Origin of the sequence: Stutzerimonas kunmingensis, from assembly GCF_014764705.1 — a bacterium.
Classification (GTDB): Bacteria; Pseudomonadota; Gammaproteobacteria; order Pseudomonadales; family Pseudomonadaceae; genus Stutzerimonas.
In genome coordinates, this window is the sequence record NZ_JACXXG010000048.1 from 1 (window position 1) to 20,593 (window position 20,593).

Annotated in this window: 17 protein-coding genes and 1 tRNA gene; 4 read left to right on the forward strand and 14 right to left on the reverse strand. The window is 63.1% G+C overall.

Features of this window, described 5'->3' with window-relative positions:
- Window positions 1-287: 287 nt before the first annotated feature.
- From IEG05_RS21430 to otsB, 6 genes are all read right to left on the reverse strand, one after another.
- On the reverse strand, window positions 288-569 hold the full coding sequence (locus IEG05_RS21430) for a hypothetical protein (protein WP_191122699.1): 282 nt from the start codon (window positions 567-569) through the stop codon (window positions 288-290).
- Window positions 570-647: 78 nt separating this feature from the next.
- Window positions 648-724, reverse strand: a tRNA-Met gene (locus tag IEG05_RS21435).
- A 125-nt stretch (window positions 725-849) separates the two neighbouring features.
- A complete protein-coding gene (locus IEG05_RS21440) occupies window positions 850-1,749 on the reverse strand; it encodes a DMT family transporter (protein WP_191122700.1) in 900 nt (299 codons plus the stop codon).
- Window positions 1,749-2,393: a carbonate dehydratase gene (can, locus tag IEG05_RS21445; RefSeq protein ID WP_044316322.1), complete on the reverse strand. Its 645-nt coding sequence runs from the start codon at window positions 2,391-2,393 to the stop codon at window positions 1,749-1,751. Before can ends, IEG05_RS21440 begins: the two co-directional genes overlap by 1 nt.
- A gap of 80 nt (window positions 2,394-2,473) precedes the next feature.
- On the reverse strand, window positions 2,474-3,889 hold the full coding sequence (gene otsA / locus IEG05_RS21450) for an alpha,alpha-trehalose-phosphate synthase (UDP-forming) (protein WP_191122701.1): 1,416 nt from the start codon (window positions 3,887-3,889) through the stop codon (window positions 2,474-2,476).
- 16 nt (window positions 3,890-3,905) lie between these two features.
- A complete protein-coding gene (otsB, locus tag IEG05_RS21455; RefSeq protein ID WP_191122702.1) occupies window positions 3,906-4,682 on the reverse strand; it encodes a trehalose-phosphatase in 777 nt (258 codons plus the stop codon).
- A 181-nt stretch (window positions 4,683-4,863) separates the two neighbouring features.
- Here otsB and IEG05_RS21460 point away from each other — a divergent pair, with 181 nt between their 5' ends.
- Window positions 4,864-5,406 (forward strand): hypothetical protein, encoded by a 543-nt coding sequence (locus tag IEG05_RS21460; protein ID WP_191122703.1) that lies wholly within the window; start codon window positions 4,864-4,866, stop codon window positions 5,404-5,406.
- Between the two features lie 411 nt (window positions 5,407-5,817).
- Here IEG05_RS21460 and rimI read toward each other — a convergent pair whose 3' ends face one another.
- From rimI to IEG05_RS21485, 5 genes are all read right to left on the reverse strand, one after another.
- A complete protein-coding gene (gene rimI, locus IEG05_RS21465) occupies window positions 5,818-6,270 on the reverse strand; it encodes a ribosomal protein S18-alanine N-acetyltransferase (RefSeq protein WP_058064582.1) in 453 nt (150 codons plus the stop codon).
- A gap of 9 nt (window positions 6,271-6,279) precedes the next feature.
- Complete coding sequence (locus IEG05_RS21470; RefSeq protein WP_191122704.1) at window positions 6,280-7,089, reverse strand: energy transducer TonB; 810 nt, start codon at window positions 7,087-7,089, stop codon at window positions 6,280-6,282.
- Window positions 7,086-8,630 (reverse strand): 2-isopropylmalate synthase, encoded by a 1,545-nt coding sequence (locus IEG05_RS21475; protein WP_191122705.1) that lies wholly within the window; start codon window positions 8,628-8,630, stop codon window positions 7,086-7,088. Before IEG05_RS21475 ends, IEG05_RS21470 begins: the two co-directional genes overlap by 4 nt.
- A gap of 317 nt (window positions 8,631-8,947) precedes the next feature.
- The gene (locus IEG05_RS21480) at window positions 8,948-10,186 is read right to left on the reverse strand and encodes a saccharopine dehydrogenase family protein (RefSeq protein WP_191122706.1); all 1,239 of its coding nucleotides are present in this window, start codon (window positions 10,184-10,186) and stop codon (window positions 8,948-8,950) included.
- A 26-nt stretch (window positions 10,187-10,212) separates the two neighbouring features.
- Entirely contained in the window at window positions 10,213-11,310 is a 1,098-nt protein-coding gene (locus IEG05_RS21485; RefSeq protein ID WP_191122707.1) for a carboxynorspermidine decarboxylase, read from the reverse strand.
- Window positions 11,311-11,583: 273 nt separating this feature from the next.
- Here IEG05_RS21485 and mksB point away from each other — a divergent pair, with 273 nt between their 5' ends.
- From mksB to mksF, 3 genes are all read left to right on the forward strand, one after another.
- Window positions 11,584-12,870 carry an Mks condensin complex protein MksB gene (mksB, locus tag IEG05_RS21490; RefSeq protein ID WP_041016180.1) on the forward strand — a complete coding sequence of 429 codons (1,287 nt, stop codon included), beginning with the start codon at window positions 11,584-11,586 and terminating at the stop codon, window positions 12,868-12,870.
- Between the two features lie 330 nt (window positions 12,871-13,200).
- On the forward strand, window positions 13,201-13,890 hold the full coding sequence (mksE, locus tag IEG05_RS21495) for an Mks condensin complex protein MksE (RefSeq protein ID WP_014819293.1): 690 nt from the start codon (window positions 13,201-13,203) through the stop codon (window positions 13,888-13,890).
- Window positions 13,887-16,721, forward strand: a complete 2,835-nt coding sequence (gene mksF / locus IEG05_RS21500) for an Mks condensin complex protein MksF (RefSeq protein ID WP_191122708.1) — start codon at window positions 13,887-13,889, stop codon at window positions 16,719-16,721. The genes mksE and mksF overlap by 4 nt, the downstream gene beginning before the upstream one ends.
- 103 nt (window positions 16,722-16,824) lie before the next feature.
- Here the strand turns inward: mksF and IEG05_RS21505 are convergent, their stop codons facing one another.
- From IEG05_RS21505 to IEG05_RS21515, 3 genes are read right to left on the reverse strand one after another with little or no spacing between them, the layout of a single operon-like run.
- Window positions 16,825-19,134 (reverse strand): PqiB family protein, encoded by a 2,310-nt coding sequence (locus tag IEG05_RS21505; protein WP_191122709.1) that lies wholly within the window; start codon window positions 19,132-19,134, stop codon window positions 16,825-16,827.
- Window positions 19,127-19,750 (reverse strand): paraquat-inducible protein A, encoded by a 624-nt coding sequence (locus IEG05_RS21510; RefSeq protein ID WP_191122710.1) that lies wholly within the window; start codon window positions 19,748-19,750, stop codon window positions 19,127-19,129. The genes IEG05_RS21505 and IEG05_RS21510 overlap by 8 nt, the downstream gene beginning before the upstream one ends.
- Window positions 19,737-20,393, reverse strand: a complete 657-nt coding sequence (locus IEG05_RS21515; protein ID WP_191122711.1) for a paraquat-inducible protein A — start codon at window positions 20,391-20,393, stop codon at window positions 19,737-19,739. Before IEG05_RS21515 ends, IEG05_RS21510 begins: the two co-directional genes overlap by 14 nt.
- Window positions 20,394-20,593 lie beyond the last annotated feature (200 nt).

Here is a 20,593-nt window from a genome sequence, read left to right on the forward strand (position 1 = left end):
TATAACTGAACAGCTCGTTTTGTTTGAGGTCGAGTCCACGCATCGGCTTGGGCTGGCTTCGGCAGAAGAGGATGGCCGCCATTTTGCCAGAGCCACGCGGGCTCTGGCTTTTTTCAACGGCCTGCTAGTGGAAGGCGACTAAGCGAGAGCGAGGCATCAGGTTTCCTGAGACAGATGTCAGTGACCATGCGCTATGCGCCACCTTTCGCCGGATGAGTTGAAATCGGCACTGCGCCTACCCCCTCTGGTGAAGGGCACGCACTTCAAACAGAAGCTAACGGACAGAATCAGAACAGCTGAAGTTTAACGAACAGGAAAGGGGCAATGATGAAGAACAGCGTCGCGTTCTGCTGTCGACCTGTTAGCCACACAAATGAAACGAGTGATAACACAGTCGCCGGCAACAACAGCAGCTGATAAAGATAGAGGGAGACAGCGAAACAGTGTGTTCGGCTGTGGTCTGGCTCGAGAAAAAACAGACAGTCCGCGCCAAACAGAAAAAGTACAAGCCAGCCAAGCGCACCCAGGACCGCAGCGGCTCTGAAGAGCCATAAAGCGATTTTCTTCATAGCATCCTTGCCATAGCGAGCCGTAGTCACCCACACAAACAAAAAAGGGGCTAGCTTTCGCTAACCCCTTGTTTTGTCTGGTGGCTACACCGGGACTTGAACCTGGGACATCAGCATTATGAATGCTGCGCTCTAACCAACTGAGCTATGTAGCCAAGTGGCGCGCATTATTCTCTGGTCGGTTTGGACTGTCAACCCTGGCCCCGCAGATTTTTTATCCTTTTCAAACGGTTAGTTACGAACGGTCAATGGCGCCTAGGTTGCGCCATGTGGGGCGCCGCTAGCGAAATGACGGCCGCGTGGCCAGCAGCAGGCCGGCGAAGATCAGGGTGCCGCCGATCCAGTGGAAGGGTTGCAGGGCCTCGCCCAGCAGCAGCCAGCCGAGCAGTGCGGTGAAGACGGGCATCAGGTAGCTGGCCATGGCGGCCTTGGCGGCGCCGACGACTTTTACGCCGTGGTTCCAGGCGAGGTAGGCGATCAGCGAGGCGAACACGGCGGTGTAGCCGATGGCGCCGAGGTTGGCCGGTGTGGCGGCGAAGCCCCCTACCCGGCTCAGTTCGTACAGGTAGAACGGCAGGATCAGCGGCACGCCCAGCAGCATCAGCACGCCGAGCAGCACCAGCGGTGGCACGGTGAGGAAACCGGACCAGCGCCGCAGCAGCAGCGTGTACAGCGCCCACACCAGCACGGCCAGCAGCATGATGAGGTCGCCGGCCTTGAACGACAGGCTGGCGAAGGTCTGCCAGCTGCCACGGCTGATCAGGTAGAGCAGCCCCGCCGCCGCCACGGCCATGCCGAACCAGGCGCGTCGCAGTGGCCATTCACCGAGCAGGAAGCCCGCCCCGAGAAAGGTCGCCAGTGGCAGGCAGGTATTCACCAGCGTCAGGTTGATCGCTTCGGTGCTTTGCGCAGCGGTGTAGAGCAGCGAGTTGTAACTGGCGATGCCGAGCGCGGCTATCACCGGCAGGCGCCAGCTGGCAGCCCGCAGGGTGGCGCGGTGCAGCCAGATGCCACGGGCGACGAAGGGCAGCAGCAGCGTGGTGGCCAGCACCCAGCGCCAGAAGGACAGGCTCAGCGGCGGGATCTGGTCATAGAAGGCACGTGCCACCAGCGCGTTGCCGCTCCAGCAGAGCACAGCGATGAGCAGACCGGCAAAGGCCGGGGCGTGGCGGCTGTTCATCAGGCGTTACGCAGCGGACGCAGGCGGTATTGCGACGGCAGCTGATCGAGCCCGCTGACGGTGACGTTGAGGTTCTTCCACAGGCCATCCTTGATGCCGTAGATGCAGCCGTGCACGGCCAGCGGCTGGCCGCGGTGCCAGGCGTTCTGGACGATGGTGGTGTGGCTGACGTTGGCGACCTGCTGGATCACGTTGAGCTCGCACAGGCGGTCGACCTGCTCCTCTTCGCTGGCCAGCTTGGACAAGTGCACGCGATGCTCGTAGTAGAGGTCGCGGATGCTGCGCAGCCAGCCGTCGATAAGGCCCAGCTGGTCGTCACGCATGGAGGCGCGCACGCCACCGCAGCCGTAGTGGCCGGTGACGAGGATGTGTTTGACCTTGAGCACGTCGACCGCGTACTGGATGACCGACAGGCAGTTGAGGTCGGTGTGCAGCACGACATTGGCGACGTTGCGATGGACGAACAGGTCGCCCGGCAGCAGGCCGACGATCTCGTTGGCGGGCACGCGGGCATCGGAGCAGCCGATCCACAGGTATTCCGGCGCCTGCTGCTTGGACAGTTTCTCGAAGAAGGTGGGGTCTTCTTCCTTGATGGCCTCGGCCCAGCGGGCGTTGTTCTCGAACAGCGGTTCCAGCTCGCTCATCTACGTTGTCCCTATGGTTCGGCCCCGCACCTTACGAGCCGGCCTGGCCTTTGACAAGCAAGGCCGGCTCGCACGGGCGATCAGTCCGGCTCGACGAGTTCTTCAGTCTCGATGAACGTGGTGCTGGGCTGGGAGACGAACGAGCGCAGGTCACGCATGAAGTTGTCGCGCCAGGCATCCAGATCGGCGGCACGAATGGCGCGCATCAGGTGCTCGTAGCGGTCCTTGCGTTCGGCCAGCGGCATGCTCAACGCGCGGTCGAGCGCTTCGGCCATGCCGACGCAGTCGTACGGGTTGACGATCAATGCGGAGGTCAGCTCGCGTGCGGCGCCGGCGAAGCGCGACAGCACCAGCACGCCGGGATCTTCCGGGTCCTGCGCGGCGACGTATTCCTTGGCGACCAGGTTCATGCCGTCGCGCAGCGGCGTGACGAAGCCGACGTCGGCGGTGCGGAACAGCCCCATCAGCACGCGGCGGTCGTAGCTCTTGTTGAGGTAGTGCAGCGGCGTCCAGTCAAGATCGGACAGGCGCCCGTTGAGATGCCCTGCCTGGCTCTCGAGCTGCTCGCGGATGTGCTGATAGGTGCGCACGTCGGAACGCGAGGTCGGCGCGATCTGCAGGAATTCGACGTTGTTGCGGTGTTTTGGATAGCGGTCGAGAAACTCTTCGTAGGCGCGGAAGCGCTCCACCAGGCCCTTGGAGTAGTCCAGGCGGTCGACCGAGATGATGGTCTGCCGCCGGGTATCGCTGGCCCGGCGCATGGGATGGGCGCGGCCCTTGTAGCCTTCGGCGAGCTTCTGGATTTCGTCCGGTACCACGCCGATCGGGTAAACCCCGGCGCGGAAGTTCTGCCCGTAGGCGGTCAGGCTGCCGTCCGGCTCGATCACACCGCGCACTTCGCGGGTGATGTAGTCCTGAAAGGCCAGGCGATCGGTGTCGGTCTGGAAGCCGATCAGGTCGTAGTAGCAGAGGGTCTTCAGCAGCTCGTTGTGCGGCGGAATGGCGGTGAGGATTTCCGGCGCGGGAAACGGGATATGCAGGAAGAAGCCGATGCGGTTGCGGATGCCCAGCTGCCGACAGGCTTCGGCGAACGGGATCAGGTGGTAGTCGTGAATCCAGATGATGTCGTCAGGTTCAAGCAGCGGTAGGAGTTTCTCGGCCAGCATGCCGTTGACCCGCCGGTAGCCGTCGTATTCTTCGCGGCTGTAGCGCGCGAGGTCGATACGGTAGTGGAAGATCGGCCAGAGTGTGTTGTTGGAGAAGCCGCGGTAGTACTGGTCGTAGTCACGCTTGTTCAGCGGCAGCGTGACGTAGGTGATGTTGCCCACTTCCTCGGTGTTGATCGTCGGGGTCGCGCTGATCTCGCCACTCCAGCCGAACCAGATGCCACCGGCCTGGCGCAGCGCATCGTAGACACCGACGGCCAGCCCTCCGGCGGCTACCTTGCCCGGTTTGATTGGCGCCACGCGGTTGGAAACCACTACTAAACGGCTCATGGCAGTAAATCTCGCTCTAGTCGGGTTTTATTCTGGGTTCGGCCGGCACACCGGGTTCGTTCAGCAGCGCTTCGATCCAGCTGCCGACGGCAGCCACCGACGCCACCCGTTCGCGGGCCTCGCTGGGGCCGTCGCCGACCTTGATGGATCGACCGCCGAGCGCATTGACGGCGGCAAAGCCGGCTTCGTCGGTGAGATCGTCGCCAAGGAACACGGGAGTGCGGCCGGCGAACGGCGCTTCCTGCATGAAGGCGCGGATCACCTCGCCCTTGCTCGCGCCGCGGGGCTTGAGTTCGAACACGCACTTTCCGGGCTGCAGGGTCAGTACCTCGGCGTAACGCTGGGCGAAGTCTTCGGCGAGTGTGCGGGCAACCTCCTCCAGCTCCGGCGCCTGACGAAAATGCAGGGCAAAGGCGACGCTCTTGTTCTCCAGGTGCAGGCCGGGATGCTCGCTGCAGGCCTGCTGCAACTCACGCTGGATGCGCTCTAGCGCCTGATTGTCGAGTGCCAGATTGCGCAGCTCACCCGTGGCATCACGGCGCTCGGCACCGTGCACGCCGGCGGCGGGAAGTTGCAGGGGCGCCAGCAGCGCATCGAGCTGCGCGAGCGGTCGGCCGGAGATCACTGCGACGGGAATGCCGCCGGCATGCAGGCGCTCCAAGGCCGCGAGGGTGGACGGTGGAATGAAGACGAGTTCCGGTCGGGGCTGAATCTCAGCCAGCGTTCCGTCGACATCGAAGAAGAAGGCGTAGCGCCGAGGCTCTGGCGCAGGTTGGTCGTTTTGATCATTCATGCAGAGTAGGACTCCGGATCACGCGCGGTGGTTCGTCCCCTTTTTTCTCAAGACGCTCAGGCATCTACGGCCGCAGGAAAGGATGGACCCGAATGGCGTTATCGGCCAGCCGACAGCCCTGAATCTTCCCAGGGCGGCCGGGTCACAACCTGCATGACCGACGTTCTGACAGGAGACGATCATGAGCGATCAAAAACCCTACACCCCAACGGAAATCGACAACACCGAAGACCGCATGGGCTCCATCGAACAGCTCGATTTCGATCAGCGCCGTGACGAGCGCAAGGGTCGCATCGGCGACGAGGTGCGCGGTGAACAGGTGGCCGACGAGTTCACCTCCGAACACGCCGCCGAAGCAGGCATGACGGCCGGCGAAGTCCCGGATGGCGAGACCACAATGGACGACATGGCGCCGGAAACACTGATCCCCGAGGACGGCGCACGCTCGCCGAGCGAGCGCGGCCATGGCGAGCCGGCGGATCAGGACCTGAGCGTGGTTTCCGAGCATGAGATCGGCGCCGATGTGGATCTCGACGAGGCCGAACTCGGCCGCCACGACCCGCTTGACGGCAAACCCTGGGACGGCCCCGCCGAAGGCGACGAAGACACCGGCCTCAGCGGCGGCGATGCGGTATTGCGTGAGGACGACAGCGTGCTGTCGGACGAAGAACTGGAAGGCGAAGCCCCTCTGGATTCGGGCCGGGACAAGCGGCCGGGGGAATAGAGCGGAGCCATTTGCCGCACTCGGTAGGCGGAAGCGACAGGGCCGCGGAACTCATAAGGCGGCCTCGGCTGCCTTGCGTAGGCGTGGTGGATGTTTGCTTTTTACATTCACCATGACGCGAGCATGGTGGATCGGTGAAGCGCGATCCACCCTACAAGGCTGGCGACAGTCAGAGATCGGCAACAGCGAGACGTGGGCGCCGACGAGCGCCGGCCCAAAAGCCGGGGCCTCGGCCCGCAGCAATCAGTCCAGTGGGCGTAGGGTGGATGTCGCTTTTTACATCCACCATGACGCGAACTCGGTGGATCGGTGAAGCGTGATCCACCCTACCGAGGCTGTTGACAGTCAGAGGTCGGCAACCGTGATCGTGGCGCCGGCGAACTCCAGCACAAAAACCGAAGCCCGCAGCAATCAATCCAGCAACGTGCAGGCCATCACCAGCGCATCTTCACGGCCGTCTGCCGCCGGGTAGTAGGCCCGCCGCCGGCCAACTTCGTTGAAACCATAACGCTCGTAAAGCCGATAGGCCGTGGTGTTGCTCGCACGTACTTCGAGGAAGCACTCGCGCCCGCCGCGTTCACGGGCGCGCTGCATCAGGTGCTCGAGCAGGCGCAGGCCGAGGCCGCGGCCCTGGCTCTGCGGCTTGACGGTGATATTGAGCAGGTGCGCCTCGTCGAGAATCAGGTTGATCACACCGTGACCGACCTGCTGCTCACCCTCGAACATCACCCAGCACTCGTAGGCACTCAGCGCATCGTTGAAGATGCCGCGCGTCCAGGGGTGGCTGAAGGCGGCGTATTCGATCTTCAACACGGCTTCGATGTCCGCCGCGGTCATCGGGCGGAAGCTGACTGCATCACTCATCACGCGTACTCATGAACCTATGTGCCAGCGCGGCATGCTGCGGCGCAGGGTTTTCCACAGCTCGGCCTTGGCGGCCGGCTGCTCCATCAGCTGTTCCAGGCCGGGCATCGCCAGGGCGCGACCGAGCCCTTCGACAGCCACTTCGCGATAACAGGCGTCGACATCCACTTCACCGGCGAAACGCAGCGCCGGGCGACCGATCAGCCAGATGCAGTCGCAGCCCATGTTTTCCAGCTCGGCGGCCATCACGCCCTGCACGTAATCACGCGCGGCTTCTCCACCCTGGTCGAGGCTGCCCTTGTTCAGCAGCGGCCAGCGAATCGGCTCGCCATCGCCGACCTGCTGCGGCTTGTCCGGCAGGCGTGCCGCGCGCAGCAGGTCCTTGAGCAGGATGTAGGCCGGGTCGCGGCTCTGGAAGGATTCGCCGGTGGGCAACTCCACCACCAGCAACACGTTGCCGGCGCGCATTAGCTGCAGCGAGAAACGTGGCGGTGGCTCGATGGGTTTGGCCGGTTCGGCCGCCTGTTCTACCGCCGCAGCAGCAACCGGTTCCGGCTGCTTGGGTTCCGGCATGGCGATACGTGGACGCGGCGCTTGCGGCTGCTCGACTGCCGGCGCTGCGGCCGACCGCTCCGCAACTGGAGCGGCCACGGACACCTCTGCTACAGGTGCAGCGGCAATCTCCGGCTCCGCTTCGGCCGCGACCGGCAACAGCAACTCCGGCCGCGACGGTGCGGCGAACGGCAGCTCAGTACGCGGCAGCCAGCTGGCTACCTGCATGGCGTCGAGGTAGGCGCGACGCCGGGCTTCGTTGATCAAACGCCTTCCACCTGCGGATGTGCCTTGGCGCCGACCTGCATCAGGTTCAGCGCGTTGAGGTAAGCCTTGGCCGAGGCGACGACGATATCGGTATCGGCGCCGTTGCCATTGACGATGCGTCCGCCCTTCTCCAGCCGCACGGTGACCTCGCCCTGGGAGTCAGTGCCCTGGGTGATGGCGTTGACCGAATACAGCTGCAGGGTCGCACCCGACTGGGCGACCCCTTCGATAGCCTTGAAGGTGGCGTCCACCGGGCCGGAGCCCTGCGCTTGAGCGCTGCGCTCGGCGCCGTCGACACTGAGCACCAGCTTGGCTTCGGGGATCGTGCCGGTCTTGCTCGCAACTTCCAGGCTGGCCAGCTTGAAGTGCTCAGGCGCCTCGTCGGCCAGGGTGTCGGAGACCAGTGCCTGCAGGTCTTCGTCGAAGATTTCGTGCTTCTTGTCTGCCAGTTCCTTGAAGCGGCCAAACGCGGCATTCAGCTCGTCGCCTTCAAGCAGGATGCCCAGCTCATCCAGGCGCGAACGGAACGCGGCGCGGCCGGAGTGCTTGCCCATGACCATCTTGTTGGCGTTCCAGCCGACCGACTGGGCGGACATGATCTCGTAGGTTTCGCGATGCTTGAGCACGCCGTCCTGATGGATGCCCGACTCGTGGGCGAAGGCGTTGGCGCCGACGATAGCCTTGTTCGGCTGCACCGGGAAGCCGGTGATGCCCGAGACCAGACGCGAGGCAGCGAGGATGTGCTCAGTCTCGATGCGGGTGTGCACATCGAGCAGGTCCTGGCGGGTCTTGATCGCCATGACGATCTCTTCCAGCGCGGCGTTGCCGGCACGCTCGCCGAGGCCGTTGATGGTGCATTCCACCTGGCGCGCACCGGCGACCACCGCCGCGAGGGAGTTGGCCACGGCCAGGCCCAGGTCGTTGTGGCAATGCACGGAGAACACCGCCTTGTCGGCGTTGGGGATGCGCTCGAGCAGCTGGCGGATGGTGTCGGCGTACTGGTGCGGAATGGCGTAGCCAACGGTGTCCGGGATGTTGATGGTGCGCGCGCCGGCATCGATGGCAGCCTCGATGATGCGGCAGAGGAAGTCGATCTCCGAGCGTCCGGCATCCTCGCAGGAAAACTCCACGTCGGCGCACAGGCTGCGCGCCTTCTTCACCGCGCGCACTGCCTGCTCGACCACCTGGTCCGGCTGCATGCGCAGCTTGTACTGCATGTGGATCGGGCTGGTGGCGATAAAGGTGTGGATGCGCCCAGAGTTGGCGCCGGCCAGTGCTTCGGCGGCACGCTCGATGTCGGCATCGACGGCGCGCGCCAGGCTGCACACGGTGCTGTCCTTGATGTTGTCAGCAACCAGCTTCACCGCGGCGAAATCGCCGGGACTGGCGATGGCGAAGCCCGCTTCGATCACGTCCACCTTCAGTCGCTCCAGCGCCCGGGCAATGCGCAGCTTTTCCTCACCGGTCATGGACGCGCCGGGGCTCTGCTCGCCGTCGCGCAGGGTGGTGTCGAAGATGATGACGCGATCGTTGCTGCTCATAGGAAATCCTCACGGCTGCCGAGCGCCTCTGACAGGGCGCTGTAGTGGGCGGATTGTCGCGTGAAATGAACAAAGCGGAAAGGCGAAGCTGCGTTTGGCTTGGGTTGTTGCAGCGTAGGGTGGAAAACGCCGAAGGCTTTTCCACCGCGGGGGAACGTTGGTGGAAAACGCTTCGCGGTTTTCCACCCTACGAAGGCCAGCCCCCAACGCAGGGTGGATGTCGCTTTTTACATCCACCGCCGCGCCGCCAACAAAGCAAAAGGCCCCGCTACCAGAGCAGCGGGGCCTTTCGTTCTCACGTGCAGCTCGTAACTGGGTTACTGATCCCAGGCCCGATCACCGCGCTCATCCTTGATGCGGGTCGGCAGACCCATCACATCGAGCAGCTTGAGGAACGGCTGGGCCGGCAGCTCTTCGACGTTGACCATGCGCTGCGCATCCCACTCGCCACGCGCCACCAGCAGCGCGGCGGCAACCGGCGGCACGCCGGCGGTGTAGGAGATGCCCTGGCTGTCGGTCTCGGCGTAGGCCTCTTCATGGTCGGCGACGTTGTAGATGAACAGCTCGCGCGGCTGCCCGTCCTTCGTGCCCTTGACCAGATCGCCAATGCAGGTCTTGCCGGTATAGCCCGGCGCCAGCGAGGCGGGATCGGGCAGCACGGCCTTGACCACCTTGAGCGGAACCACTTCCAGGCCTTCGGCGGTGCGCACCGGCTGCTCGGAAAGCAGGCCGAGGTTCTTCAGCACGGTAAAGACGTTGATGTAATGCTCGCCGAAGCTCATCCAGAAACGGATGTTCGGCACGTCGAGGTGCTTGGAGAGCGAGTGCACCTCGTCGTGGCCGGTCAGGTAGAGACTCTGTTCGCCCACGACCGGCAGGTCGTCGGTGCGTTTGACCTCGAACATGCGGTTGGTCGTCCACTGGCTGTTCTGCCAGCTGTAAACCTGACCGGTGAATTCGCGGAAATTGATTTCCGGGTCGAAATTGGTAGCGAAATACTTGCCGTGAGAACCGGCGTTGACGTCGAGGATGTCGATCGACTCGATCTTGTCGAAGTATTCCTGCTGCGCGAGGGCAGCGTAGGCGTTGACCACGCCCGGGTCGAAGCCGGCACCGAGGATGGCGGTGATGCCCTTTTCCTGGCATTCGGCCAGGTGTTTCCACTCGTAGTTGCCATACCACGGTGGCGTTTCGCAGATCTTGCCCGGCTCTTCGTGGATCGCGGTATCGAGATACGCGGCGCCGGTGTCGATGCAGGCGCGCAGCACGGACATGTTGAGGAAGGCAGAACCGACGTTGATGACGATCTGCGATTCGGTTTCACGAATCAGTGCCTTGGTCGCTTCCACGTCCATGGCGTCCAGCGCATAGGCCTTGATTTCGCCGGGCTGCTTGAGCCCGCCCTTGGCTTGCACGCTGTCGATGATGGCCTGGCATTTGGAGATGTTGCGCGACGCGATAGCAATACGACCGAGTTCGTCGTTGTGCTGCGCGCACTTATGGGCCACCACCTTGGCGACACCTCCTGCACCAATGATAAGAACGTTTTTCTTCAATTGTTTCACCCCCTTGTACTGCGGCCTCAGGAAAGGCTGGACAGGTAATCGTTAAAGTCGAACTCACGAACCACCTCGACGCTGCCGTCGAGCTGCTTTACCACGATGGACGGCATTTTCAGGCCGTTGAACCAGTTTTTCTTGACCATGGTGTAGCCTGCCGCGTCGATGAACGACAGCCGATCGCCGATGGCCAGCGGGCGATCGAATTGGTACTCACCGAAGATATCGCCGGCCAGACAGCTCTTACCGCACACCATGTAGGTGTGTTCGCCGCCTGAGGGCGCCATCTTGGCGTTGAGGCGGTAGATCAGCAGGTCGAGCATGTGCGCCTCGATCGAGCTGTCGACCACCGCAAGGTTCTTGCCGTTGAACAGGGTGTCGAGCACCGTCACTTCCAGCGAGGCGCTCATGGTGATCGCCGCTTCGCCCGGCTCCAGGTAGACCTGTACGCCGAATTTTTCCGAGAACGCTTTCAGCCGCGCGCAGAAGGCATCCAGCGGATAGCCTTCGCCGGTGAAGTGGATACCGCCGCCGAGGCTGGCCCACTCGACCTTTTCCAGCAGGTGGCCGAAGCGCTCCTCGATGGTGGTCAGCATCTGGTCGAACAGCTCGAAGCTGCTGTTCTCGCAGTTATTGTGGAACATGAAGCCGCTGATCTTGCCGATCACCGCCTCGATCTTCGCTGGATCGTGCTCGCCCAGGCGGCTGAACGGCCGCGCCGGATCGGCCAGCAGGTAATCCGAGCTGCTGACCTGCGGATTGACGCGCAGGCCGCGGATGATGCCCTCGGTGCCGGCCTCGAAACGCTCCAGCTGGCCAATGGAGTTGAAGATGATCTTGTCGCAGTTGGCGACCATCTCTTCGATCTCATCATCGGCCCAGGCCACGCTGTAGGCGTGGGTTTCGCCGGCGAACTTCTGCCGGCCGAGCTTGAGTTCGTACAGCGAGGACGAAGTGGTGCCATCCATGTACTGCTGCATCAGGTCGAATACCGACCAGGTGGCGAAGCACTTGAGGGCCAGCAGCGCCTTGGCGCCGGACTGTTCGCGCACGTAGGCGATCTTCTCCAGGTTGCCCAGGAGCTTCTGTTTATCAATGAGGTAATACGGCGTCTGGATCATGTCTACGTGCCCCCAAGGGATTTCGCCGGACAGGAGCCGGCAGCTCCCGTTTGCAAAAGCCGCGAATTGTGCCGATTACCGGCGCAGATCGAAATAGATTTTCAACACTTCGTCACCATTCAAGGACATCCGGCAGCACCGATGTGGCTGCAAGCGCCGATGCTAGACAGGCTAACCCGCCTGCAATGACGTTCAAGTGAATCGCCCAGTTGATTGCCGGGCGCCGCATTCAGAGCGCGTCCGATTGTCCGGCGGGCCTTCAGTGGGCTGTCAATGCAGTACAATTCGCGCTTTTTCACTGGCTGGACTGGCGCCTCGATGATCGAACCCAAGCGCGTACTGCGTGCCCTCGCCGAACACTGGACGTTGCTCGAGCCGCTGTGCGAGCGTTTCGACGCCGGCACCCTGAGCCTGGTCGAACTTCGTCATCAGCTGGCCGCGCAGCTGCCCGAAGGCACGCCCACCGATATCACTGCCCTGCTCGACCAGTGGATCCGCCTGGACATCCTGGTGCCGGTGGCCAAAAGCCCCAACCGCTTCGAGCTGAACGCGCAGATCCACGACTTCCTCGCCTACCTGCGCCGCGAACACCGCCTCGGCCTGTGCCTGGAGATCGAAGCCTACCTGCGCCACCTGGAGCGCCTGGCCGGGCATATCCTCGATGCGTTCGAGATTCGCGATGGCAACGACCTGGCCCGCCAGCTGCGCCTGCTGGACATGCGCGTGCGCGATGTATTGAAGAAGCTCGATAACGACGAGCAGGCCCTGGTCGCCGTGGCCGACCGGGCCAAGACCAGCGACCGCCAGATCCCGCTGCGCCAGCGCTATGCCGAGGTGCTGGCGACCTGGGACGAATACGTCGAGCCAATGATCCAGCTGGTCTCCGCCGATGGCGCCTTCGAGCAGGGCGTGCACCGCGTCGAGCAGGTGCTGATGAAACTGCTCGGCGAACAGCAACGCCTTGGCCAGCTGGTGGACGACGACCTCTTGCTGCGCACCCATGCGCGCATCCTCGAAATGCAGACCACCGCCCAGCTGACCCTGCGCAAGGCCCGCGAGCTGCTGCTGCCGCTGCGCGAGGAAGCGCGCCGGCACAACGCCGTGACCCGCGGCGCCGCACTGGCGCTGTCGGCGATCCGCAAGAAAGGCCTGGACGCCGTACCGCAGGCCTCGCTGCCGCTGTTCACTCGTCCGCAGAGCACTTTTCTCGGCACTGCCAGCCAGGTCGAGGCCTACGTCTATGCCCTGGCCCGCTTCGAGCCGAAACCGGCGCAGTTCCCGCGGGCCAGCGGCAAGCGCAAGGGCGAGCAGCCGCGCGCACCGCGCACCGCCCGCGAGATGATCGAGCGCTGCCAGCAGGCACTGCCGCTGCCAGACCTGATGGCTTGGCTGCTGGAACAGGAACCCGAGGGTGCCACAGACGAGCTGCTCTACTGGTTTTCGCGCCTGTCCCGCGACAGCCGCTTCCAGCGCGACCGCCTGGAGCGTCGCGAATACCTGACCCGCGAGCACCGCGTCAGCCTCAGCTCCTTTGCGCTGGTGGCCAACGCCAATGGCTGATTCCTACGTAGGGTGGACAACGCGCAGCTTGTCCACCTCCAGCCACGCCGAATCGAAAAGGTGGAAAAGGCTTCGCCGCTTTCCATGGGGAGGTCTTCCATACTTCGCTCACATTCGGCATTACAGCCAGGCCCCGCAGCCTGCCCATCGCAAGGCTCAGGTCGACGTCGCTTTCCGCTCCCCGCACCAACAGCCCCCTCTCCCCTATGGGGAGAGGGTTGGGGTGAGGGGCAGGCACCAACCAGCAGCACAGACAGGCCAAAGCCCATCAAATCACGCGGTGGAAATCACCTTGTTGATTTCTACCCAACGATCCAGCGAGCAACCTGAATGAACATCGACCTCAAGGAAATGACCCAGCTGGCGCCGATCTTCCGCGAGCTGTTCAAGGGCTATCACCTGTCCCGCAGCGAGCCGGAGCCCTACGCGCAGCTGTCGAACATGCAGGACCAGTACCGCGCACTGTTCAAGGCGCTCGGCTTCGAGCTGGTCTGCGATCCGCGCGGCTTCTATTACTTCGTCCCCGAGCAGATGGGCGCGCAGGTGAACAAGACCGCCCAGCGCCTGGCACTGTTCACCTTCATCCTCGTCGAGCACCTGGCCGACCAGGGCCGCGATCCGCTGGCCGTGCTCGATGGCGGCAGTCTCGGTCGCGATGAACTGCCGGCGCTGCTGGACAAGTACCGCGACCTGTTCCTGCAGGCCGAAGTCACCACGCAGGAAGAGCTGGAAGAAAAGGTCATCCGCCGCCTGACGCAGCTGGGCTTCGCCGAGGACAGCAACGGCGTTTACCGCTTCCTGCCACCGATGCACCGCTTCCTCGACGTCTGCCTGTCGGTGCAGCAGGACCGCGATCTGGCCGCCAGCCTGCACAGCAGCGATCTGCCGTTACCAGCGCCGGAGCTGATCGCCGAGGACGAGAGCGAGGACGACATCATCCTCATCGACGAGCCGCTGGAAGAGTCCGAAGAGGACGCCCTGGCCCGCGCCATCGCCGAAGAAAAGGAGCTTGAAGCATGAGCCAGGAACGCTACGGCATTCGCCGCTTCGCCCTGCTGAACACCGCCGGCTACAGCCTCGGCATCTTCCCGCTGGAAAACCCGTTGTCGGTCTACGGCGCCAACAACCTCGGCAAGTCCGCGTCGATCAACGCGCTGCAATTTCCGATCCTGGCACGCATGTCGGACATGAGCTTCGGCAAGTACAGCCTCGAGCAGTCGCGCAAGTTCTACTTCGCCTCGGACACCAGTTACATCCTCGTCGAAGTCATGCTGCCCCACGGCCCGCACGTGATCGGCGTGGCCGGTCGCGGACCGGGCGGCGGCTTCGGCCACCAGTTCTTCGTCTACCAGGGCTCGCTGGATCTGGACCACTACCAGCAGAACGGCACATGCCTGCGCCAGCGCGAGCTGTTCGCCAACCTCGAACGCGCCGGCATCAAGGCCTACGAGGCCAAGCCGGATGAACTGCGCCGGCTGCTGGTCGGCGGGCACACCTCGATCCCGTTGGACATGACGCTGATCCCGCTGCGCTCGACCAGCGAGCAGAGCCTGAAGACCTTCCGCGCGCTGTTCATCAACCTGCTGCACATGCGCGAGATCACGGCGGCCAAATTGAAGCAGCTGTTCCTCGATGCCTTCGAGCACAGCCTGCGCTCGGGAAGCGTCGACTACATCGCAGCCACCGAAGAAGCCTTCCGCGACGTGCGCCGCATGGAGCAGGACTACCAGGCGCTGGTAGCCGCCGGCCCACTGGTCGAGGCGCTGGCAGCCGGCGTCGCTCAGCGCGAGCTGCTGCGCGGCAAGCTGCATCGCCTGTCACCGCTGCTCGACAACCTGCTCGGCACCTGGCACGACTACGCCGATGCACGCAAGGAAGAGCTGGTGATCCAGGCCGAGCACTACCGTCGCGAGCAGGACGGCCTGCAGAACGAACAGCGCGGCTCGACCGGCGAACTGATGCGCCTGGAACGTGAAATCAGCGAAGCCCAGCGCTGGCTCGGCGAGCTGGCGGTGCTGAAGAACCGTTTCGCCCTGGTCGAGGACGCCCATGTGCTGGAGCAGCAGCTGCTCGCCGCCAAGGACGCCCATGACGAGCTGGCCGGTGCATTGGCGCAGTCCCGTCAGTTCTCCAGCGAAGACCTCGACGAGCGCCTGCGCGATCTGGAAAAGCGCCTGAAGTCGGTGAAGCAGCAGCTCGACCATGCCGACAACAACAGCTATTCCCGGCTACGCGAGGAATTTTCCCAGGCCGATGTGGATCGCCTGATGCGCCTGTTCAACGGCCAGCTGTTCAGCCTGCCGCTGGGTGAGAAAGGCATCAGCGCCGAGGGTGACGACTGGGTCAAGGCCGTCGAAGCGGTGCTTGATCGCTTTAAGGGCGACACCTTCTCGGTGCCGGGCCTGTCCATCGACCTCTCGCATATCGAGCCACCGGCGCTGCAGGCCCTGGCAGACCGTGCCGCCTTGCGCGACCAGAAGGATCGTCTGGAGCGCGAGCTCAAGCAGCTCAAGACCCAGCATGCCGTGGCCGTCGACCGAGCCGCGAGCAAGGCCCAGGCCGAGGCGCTGTACCAGGCCGTGCTGGATGCGCAGAAAGCGCTGGAGGATTTCCGCCGCAGCCAGACCCTGGCCGCCGAGGAGCCGGCGAAGCTGGAACAGCTGGCCCAGGCCGAAGCCGCCCAGGAAGAACTCAAGCGCACCAATGACGCCTTCGCCGAGCGCGTGCAGCATTTGTCCGCCAAGCTGCAGCTGGTCGGCCGTCAGCTGGCCGATCTGGAAGCCAAGGAACGCACGCTCGAGGATGCCCTGCGCCGCCGCCAGCTGTTACCGGCGAACCTGCCGTTCGGCACGCCCTTTATGGACCCGGTGGACGACTCGCTGGACAACCTGCTGCCGCTGCTCAACGACTACCAGGACAGCTGGCAGGCGCTGCAGCGCGTCGACGGCCAGATCGAGGCGCTGTATGCCCAGGTGCGCCTGAGGGGCGTAGCCAAGTTCGATAGCGAGGAAGACCCCGAGCGCCGCCTGCAGCTGCTGGTCAATGCCTACGCCCACCGTCAGGACGAGGCGCTGACCCTGGCCAAGGCGCGCCGTGCCGCGGTCACCGACATCGCTCGAACGCTGCGCAATATCCGTAGCGACTACGAAAGCCTGGAACACCAGCTGGCGCTGTTCAACCGCGAGATCAACAAGCGTCAGGTTTCCAACCTGGCGAGCTTCCGCATCGTGCTGGCGCCGAACAAGGATGCGCTCAAGCACATCGATCAGATCATCCACAGCGCCGGGCAATACGAGGAAGGCGAGACGCTCTCGGTGTTCGATCTGTCCCAGTCTTCCGAACAGGACGCGAAGAACGAGGAAGCCAAGGAGTATCTGGCGCGGCTGGTGGCGGCGAACAACAACCAGCTGGGCCTGAAGGACCTGTTCGAGCTGGCGTTCGAGATCACCAAGGTTGGCGGCCAGCCGGTTATCCACACCGACATCGACGGTGCGGCGTCCAACGGCACCACCATGACCATCAAGGCGCTGACCAACATGTATCTGTTGCTGCACCTGATGGACCGCGAGCAGGCCGGGCGCATCCGCCTGCCCTACTACCTCGACGAGGCGGCTGACATCGACGAGCGCAACCAGCAGGCGCTGATCGAAACCAGCCTGCAGCTGGGCTTCGTGCCGATCCTCGCGTCGGTGAAGCCACAGGTCTCGGCCCACGTCGCCATCGACCTGGAGGGCGGCAGCGGGCCGGCCGGTATCTACATCGACGAGGCGGACTGGAAATACATCAGCCGCCGCGAACCGGTCGCCAGCGAGCACATTGCTTCAGCCCAACGGACCGAAGAACCGGCCTGATCTCCCTGCAATGAAAAAGGGCCCCGCGGGGCCCTTTTTCATACACATCCGGATATCGCCATAGGGTGGACTTCAGCCCACCAACAACGTCCCAGATCAATCGTCACTTGTCACTGGCAGCTCGCCCCAGCTCGATCTTCGGCGCCCAGCCAAACCATTCCTCCTGCGGCTCCTTGAACAAGGCGAACGTCTGTCCCGGTAGTGCGCGGCGCCCCATCTGCTCACCATCAGGGGTGGCGAAGGCAACGCCACCCTCGATCAGCGACTCCAGCGAGTCGGTACGCACGCTGGCGCCCTTGAACAGGCTGAAGTCGACACCGAACCCGCTGGTTTCCCAGAACCGGCTGCCGGTATGCACCAATGCAGCGTAGCGTGGCTCGATCAGCACGCGGATCAGCACGCGGTCGGCAGTCTGCCCCAACTCGTAGCCAGTCACCTCGCCGACCTTCACCTCACGGTAGGTGACCGCATTGCCTGGCTTGATCGAACCCAAACGCGCAGCGCTGAGGACCAAGGGGAACCCTTCACCAGCCTTCTGCGGCTCACGCTCCTGGCCCACGAAATGCGCTTGAGCAGCCGCACCTGGTTTGCCGGGAGCCACCTCAAGATAGGGACCACTGACCAGCGTATCCAGATTGGCGGTGCGCATGAGGCCCAGCTCGGGCCGTACCACCCAGAACTTAGTGCCAGCACGAGCAATTCGCGACTCTGCGGCGGTAATCCGGGCCCGCAGCTCGACGTGTCCGAGGTCGTCGCTAAGCGTCACACTGTCAACCTCGCCGACCTCCAGCCCCTTGTAGCGGATCGGCGTGCCGGCAACGAGGCCGTCGCCGCGATGGAGACGAATCTCTATCGAGGTACCGCGCCGTATTGCGCTGTCCCGGTCCTTGTGCAACTTGAATCGGGGCACCTTTCTGGTAGCCGGAGCTTGCGGCTCCGGCGTCTCGAATGCGATGCCCCCGGCCAGCAGGCTCTGCAGCGATTCGCTGCGTACCTCAATACCGGAAAGCCCGCCGGTCAGGGAGATGCCACTGGCATTCCAGAACCGGCTCGAGGTGTTCACCAGATCCGCGTACAGCTGTTCGATATGCACGCCCACCACGACCCGCTGCTGGTCCCGTGAAAACTGGTAGCTCTGCACGGAGCCAACCCGCACCTGGCGATACAGGACCGGGCTGCCGACATCCAGCGAGCCGAGATTGTCGGCGGTCAACACAAGGTGAAGACCGGGCGATCGAATATCCAGCGGCGGCGCCTTTGCGCGCGCGACGAAATTGCGCCGGGGTTCCGCTCCTTTCTCGCCAGGGCGAACCGAAATGTAATTGCCGCGTACCAGAGCCTCGAGTCCGGAAATGCCGGCCACCGAAACCGATGGCTTGACCACCCAGAACTGCGTGTCCTCGACCAGATAGTCCTCGAACAGCGGATCGATGGAGAGTTCGGCCTGCGCACCACTGAGGTCCGAATCAATATCCAGCGTTTTCAGCAGACCGACCTGCATGCCCTTGTAGATGACCGGCGTGCGGCCGGCCTGCAGCCCATCGAAATCCTGCAGCGATACGAGCGTCTTGATACCGGCCTGGGCGGCATCGAAATCCTCGTAAAGGCGGAACGGAATGCTCGGATCGGTCGCAGGGCTGTCCTTGCGGTGCGCTGGCGTGGCAAAGGCAATCCCGCCGGCCACGATACTGGCCAGCGACTCCGTACGAAACTTCACCCCGGTCAAGCCGGCATCCACGGTGACGCCGCTGGCGTTCCAGAATCGCGTGTGTTTGCGCACCAGATGCGCGTACTCCGGCTGGATATACAGCTGCACCTCGACCGTGCTGTCATCCTCAGCCAGTACGTAGTTCTTCACCTGCCCAACCTGGATCTGCCGGTAGAACACCGGGCTGCCGCGATTCAACGAGCCGAGCCGCTCGGCCTTGAGCGTCAAGTGCAGGCCGATGCGACTGTCGGACATCGGCGGTTCTTCTGCCAGCGCGACGAAACGCTTGGTCGGCTCGCCATCAGCAGGGCTGATACCGATGTAGTTGCCCGACACCAGAGTCTCCAGCCCGGTAATCCCGGCTAGCGTCACACTGGGCTTGACCAGCCAGAAGCGCGTGCCGCTGCGTAGATAGCCATCGACGTCCTTGTTCATCTCGATGTCCGCGACAACGACCTGCCGACGCTCATCGTCGCCTAGACGCAGATCACGCACGACACCGATCGTCATGCCCTTGTAGAGCACCGACGTCTTGCCGATCTCGATCCCTTCGGCACTCTCGAAGACCACCTCGATGTGGATGCCTCGCTCGCTATAGGCCTGCCAGGCGAGCCACGCTCCGATAGCCAGTGCGATCAGAGGCAGAATCCAGATGGCCGACCAGCTGGAGGCAGGGCGAGTATTGGCTTGTGGCAGGTCAGTCATGCTTGTTCCCGGATTCCGTGTTATCCCAGATCAGACGAGGGTCAAATGTAATCGCAGCCAACATGGTCAGGATGACTACGCTGGCAAAGGCTATCGCGCCGAAACCCGCTTCGACGCTGGCGAGGCTGCCGAAATTGACGATCGCCACCAGAATGGCGATGACGAAAATATCGAGCATGGACCAGCGTCCGATCCACTCGATAAAGCGAAAAACCAATATCCGTTGGCGCGGCGACATTGGATGGTGGCGCTGTACTGAAAACAGCAACATCGCGATTCCAACAAGTTTTAACGTCGGAACCAGAATGCTGGCGATGAACACCACGGCGGCTATTGGAAACATGCCGTGCTTGGCCAAGGTCACGACGCCAGACATGATTGTGTCCGGCGTGCCACTGCCCAGCATGCGTACCGTCATGATCGGCAGCAGGTTCGCCGGCAGGTAGAGCAGAGCTGCAGTGATCAATAGCGCCCAGGTTCGAACGATACTGTTGGGTCTGCGCATATGCACGCGCGCGCCACAGCGGGTGCAGCGCTGATGACGCTGGCCGGCGTCCGCCCGGTTGAGCTGATGGCACTCGTGGCAAACCATCAACCCGGCATCAGCGGCGCGCATCGTGGCGCTCCGACAACGCTTGCCAGACCTGGTGCGGCGACATCACCAACTCTAGCCAGACCTGAACGACCAGCAGACCGGCAAAGCACGCCAGCCCGATCCCCAGGCTGAGTTCGGCCATGTCCCTGAGTTTGATGATCGACACTAGAATGCCGAGCAGGTAAACCTCCAGCATCCCCCATTCACGTAGATGGTGATACGTCCGGTAGAGCAGCATGCCCAATGGCTTCGCCCGATCAACCGCAATGCAGAGCAATACAGCGAGCTGGCAAAGAAGTTTAAGTAACGGCACAGCCATGCTGCAGAGAAACACCACCACGGCGATACCTTGCATGCCGCTGTTATACAAACTGAGCACACCACTCCAGACCGTATCGTCAGTAACCCGGCCGAGCAGATTCAGTCTCATGATGGGTAGGAAGTTGGCCGGGAAGTACAACAGCAACGCAGCGAGCACCAACGCCAGCCCAGGACCGACGATTCGATGCCGCAAGCGAAACAGCTCACAACCACAACGAGGGCACTCAGCAACCTCGCCGAGATTGAGGTTCGGCTTGAGCATCAGCAAATCACATTCAGGGCAAGCGACTAACTGCTCGAGCGGAACCTCATCAAGCCCTGGCGTAGCAGCCGATTCCGGCATAGCAAATATCCGAGCAAAGCACTCATTCTAAACGAGCGGCAGACGCCACTGTGAGCTGTCAGTCGGACGAAGAGTAAGCGTTCATTCCACGACGTACTGGACTTACTTTACGTCCCGAAGGGGCCTTAGCAATTCCGGTGAGACCTTGTACTGTTTCGTGCCGTTCTCGGCCAGGACGATCACGCTCTTGCGGTTGATCT

Coding starts and splice junctions, on each gene's coding strand:
- IEG05_RS21440 (WP_191122700.1), bottom strand. CDS start 1,749: ATGAACAGCCGCCACGCCCCGGCCTTTGCCGGTCTGCTCATCGCTGTG.
- IEG05_RS21475 (WP_191122705.1), bottom strand. CDS start 8,630: ATGAGCAGCAACGATCGCGTCATCATCTTCGACACCACCCTGCGCGAC.
- mksF (WP_191122708.1), top strand. CDS start 13,887: ATGAGCCAGGAACGCTACGGCATTCGCCGCTTCGCCCTGCTGAACACC.
- IEG05_RS21505 (WP_191122709.1), bottom strand. CDS start 19,134: ATGACTGACCTGCCACAAGCCAATACTCGCCCTGCCTCCAGCTGGTCG.
- IEG05_RS21485 (WP_191122707.1), bottom strand. CDS start 11,310: ATGATCCAGACGCCGTATTACCTCATTGATAAACAGAAGCTCCTGGGC.
- IEG05_RS21460 (WP_191122703.1), top strand. CDS start 4,864: ATGAGCGATCAAAAACCCTACACCCCAACGGAAATCGACAACACCGAA.
- IEG05_RS21510 (WP_191122710.1), bottom strand. CDS start 19,750: ATGCGCGCCGCTGATGCCGGGTTGATGGTTTGCCACGAGTGCCATCAG.
- mksE (WP_014819293.1), top strand. CDS start 13,201: ATGAACATCGACCTCAAGGAAATGACCCAGCTGGCGCCGATCTTCCGC.
- otsB (WP_191122702.1), bottom strand. CDS start 4,682: ATGAATGATCAAAACGACCAACCTGCGCCAGAGCCTCGGCGCTACGCC.
- IEG05_RS21430 (WP_191122699.1), bottom strand. CDS start 569: ATGAAGAAAATCGCTTTATGGCTCTTCAGAGCCGCTGCGGTCCTGGGT.
- mksB (WP_041016180.1), top strand. CDS start 11,584: ATGCAGTACAATTCGCGCTTTTTCACTGGCTGGACTGGCGCCTCGATG.
- rimI (WP_058064582.1), bottom strand. CDS start 6,270: ATGAGTGATGCAGTCAGCTTCCGCCCGATGACCGCGGCGGACATCGAA.
- can (WP_044316322.1), bottom strand. CDS start 2,393: ATGAGCGAGCTGGAACCGCTGTTCGAGAACAACGCCCGCTGGGCCGAG.
- IEG05_RS21515 (WP_191122711.1), bottom strand. CDS start 20,393: ATGCCGGAATCGGCTGCTACGCCAGGGCTTGATGAGGTTCCGCTCGAG.
- otsA (WP_191122701.1), bottom strand. CDS start 3,889: ATGAGCCGTTTAGTAGTGGTTTCCAACCGCGTGGCGCCAATCAAACCG.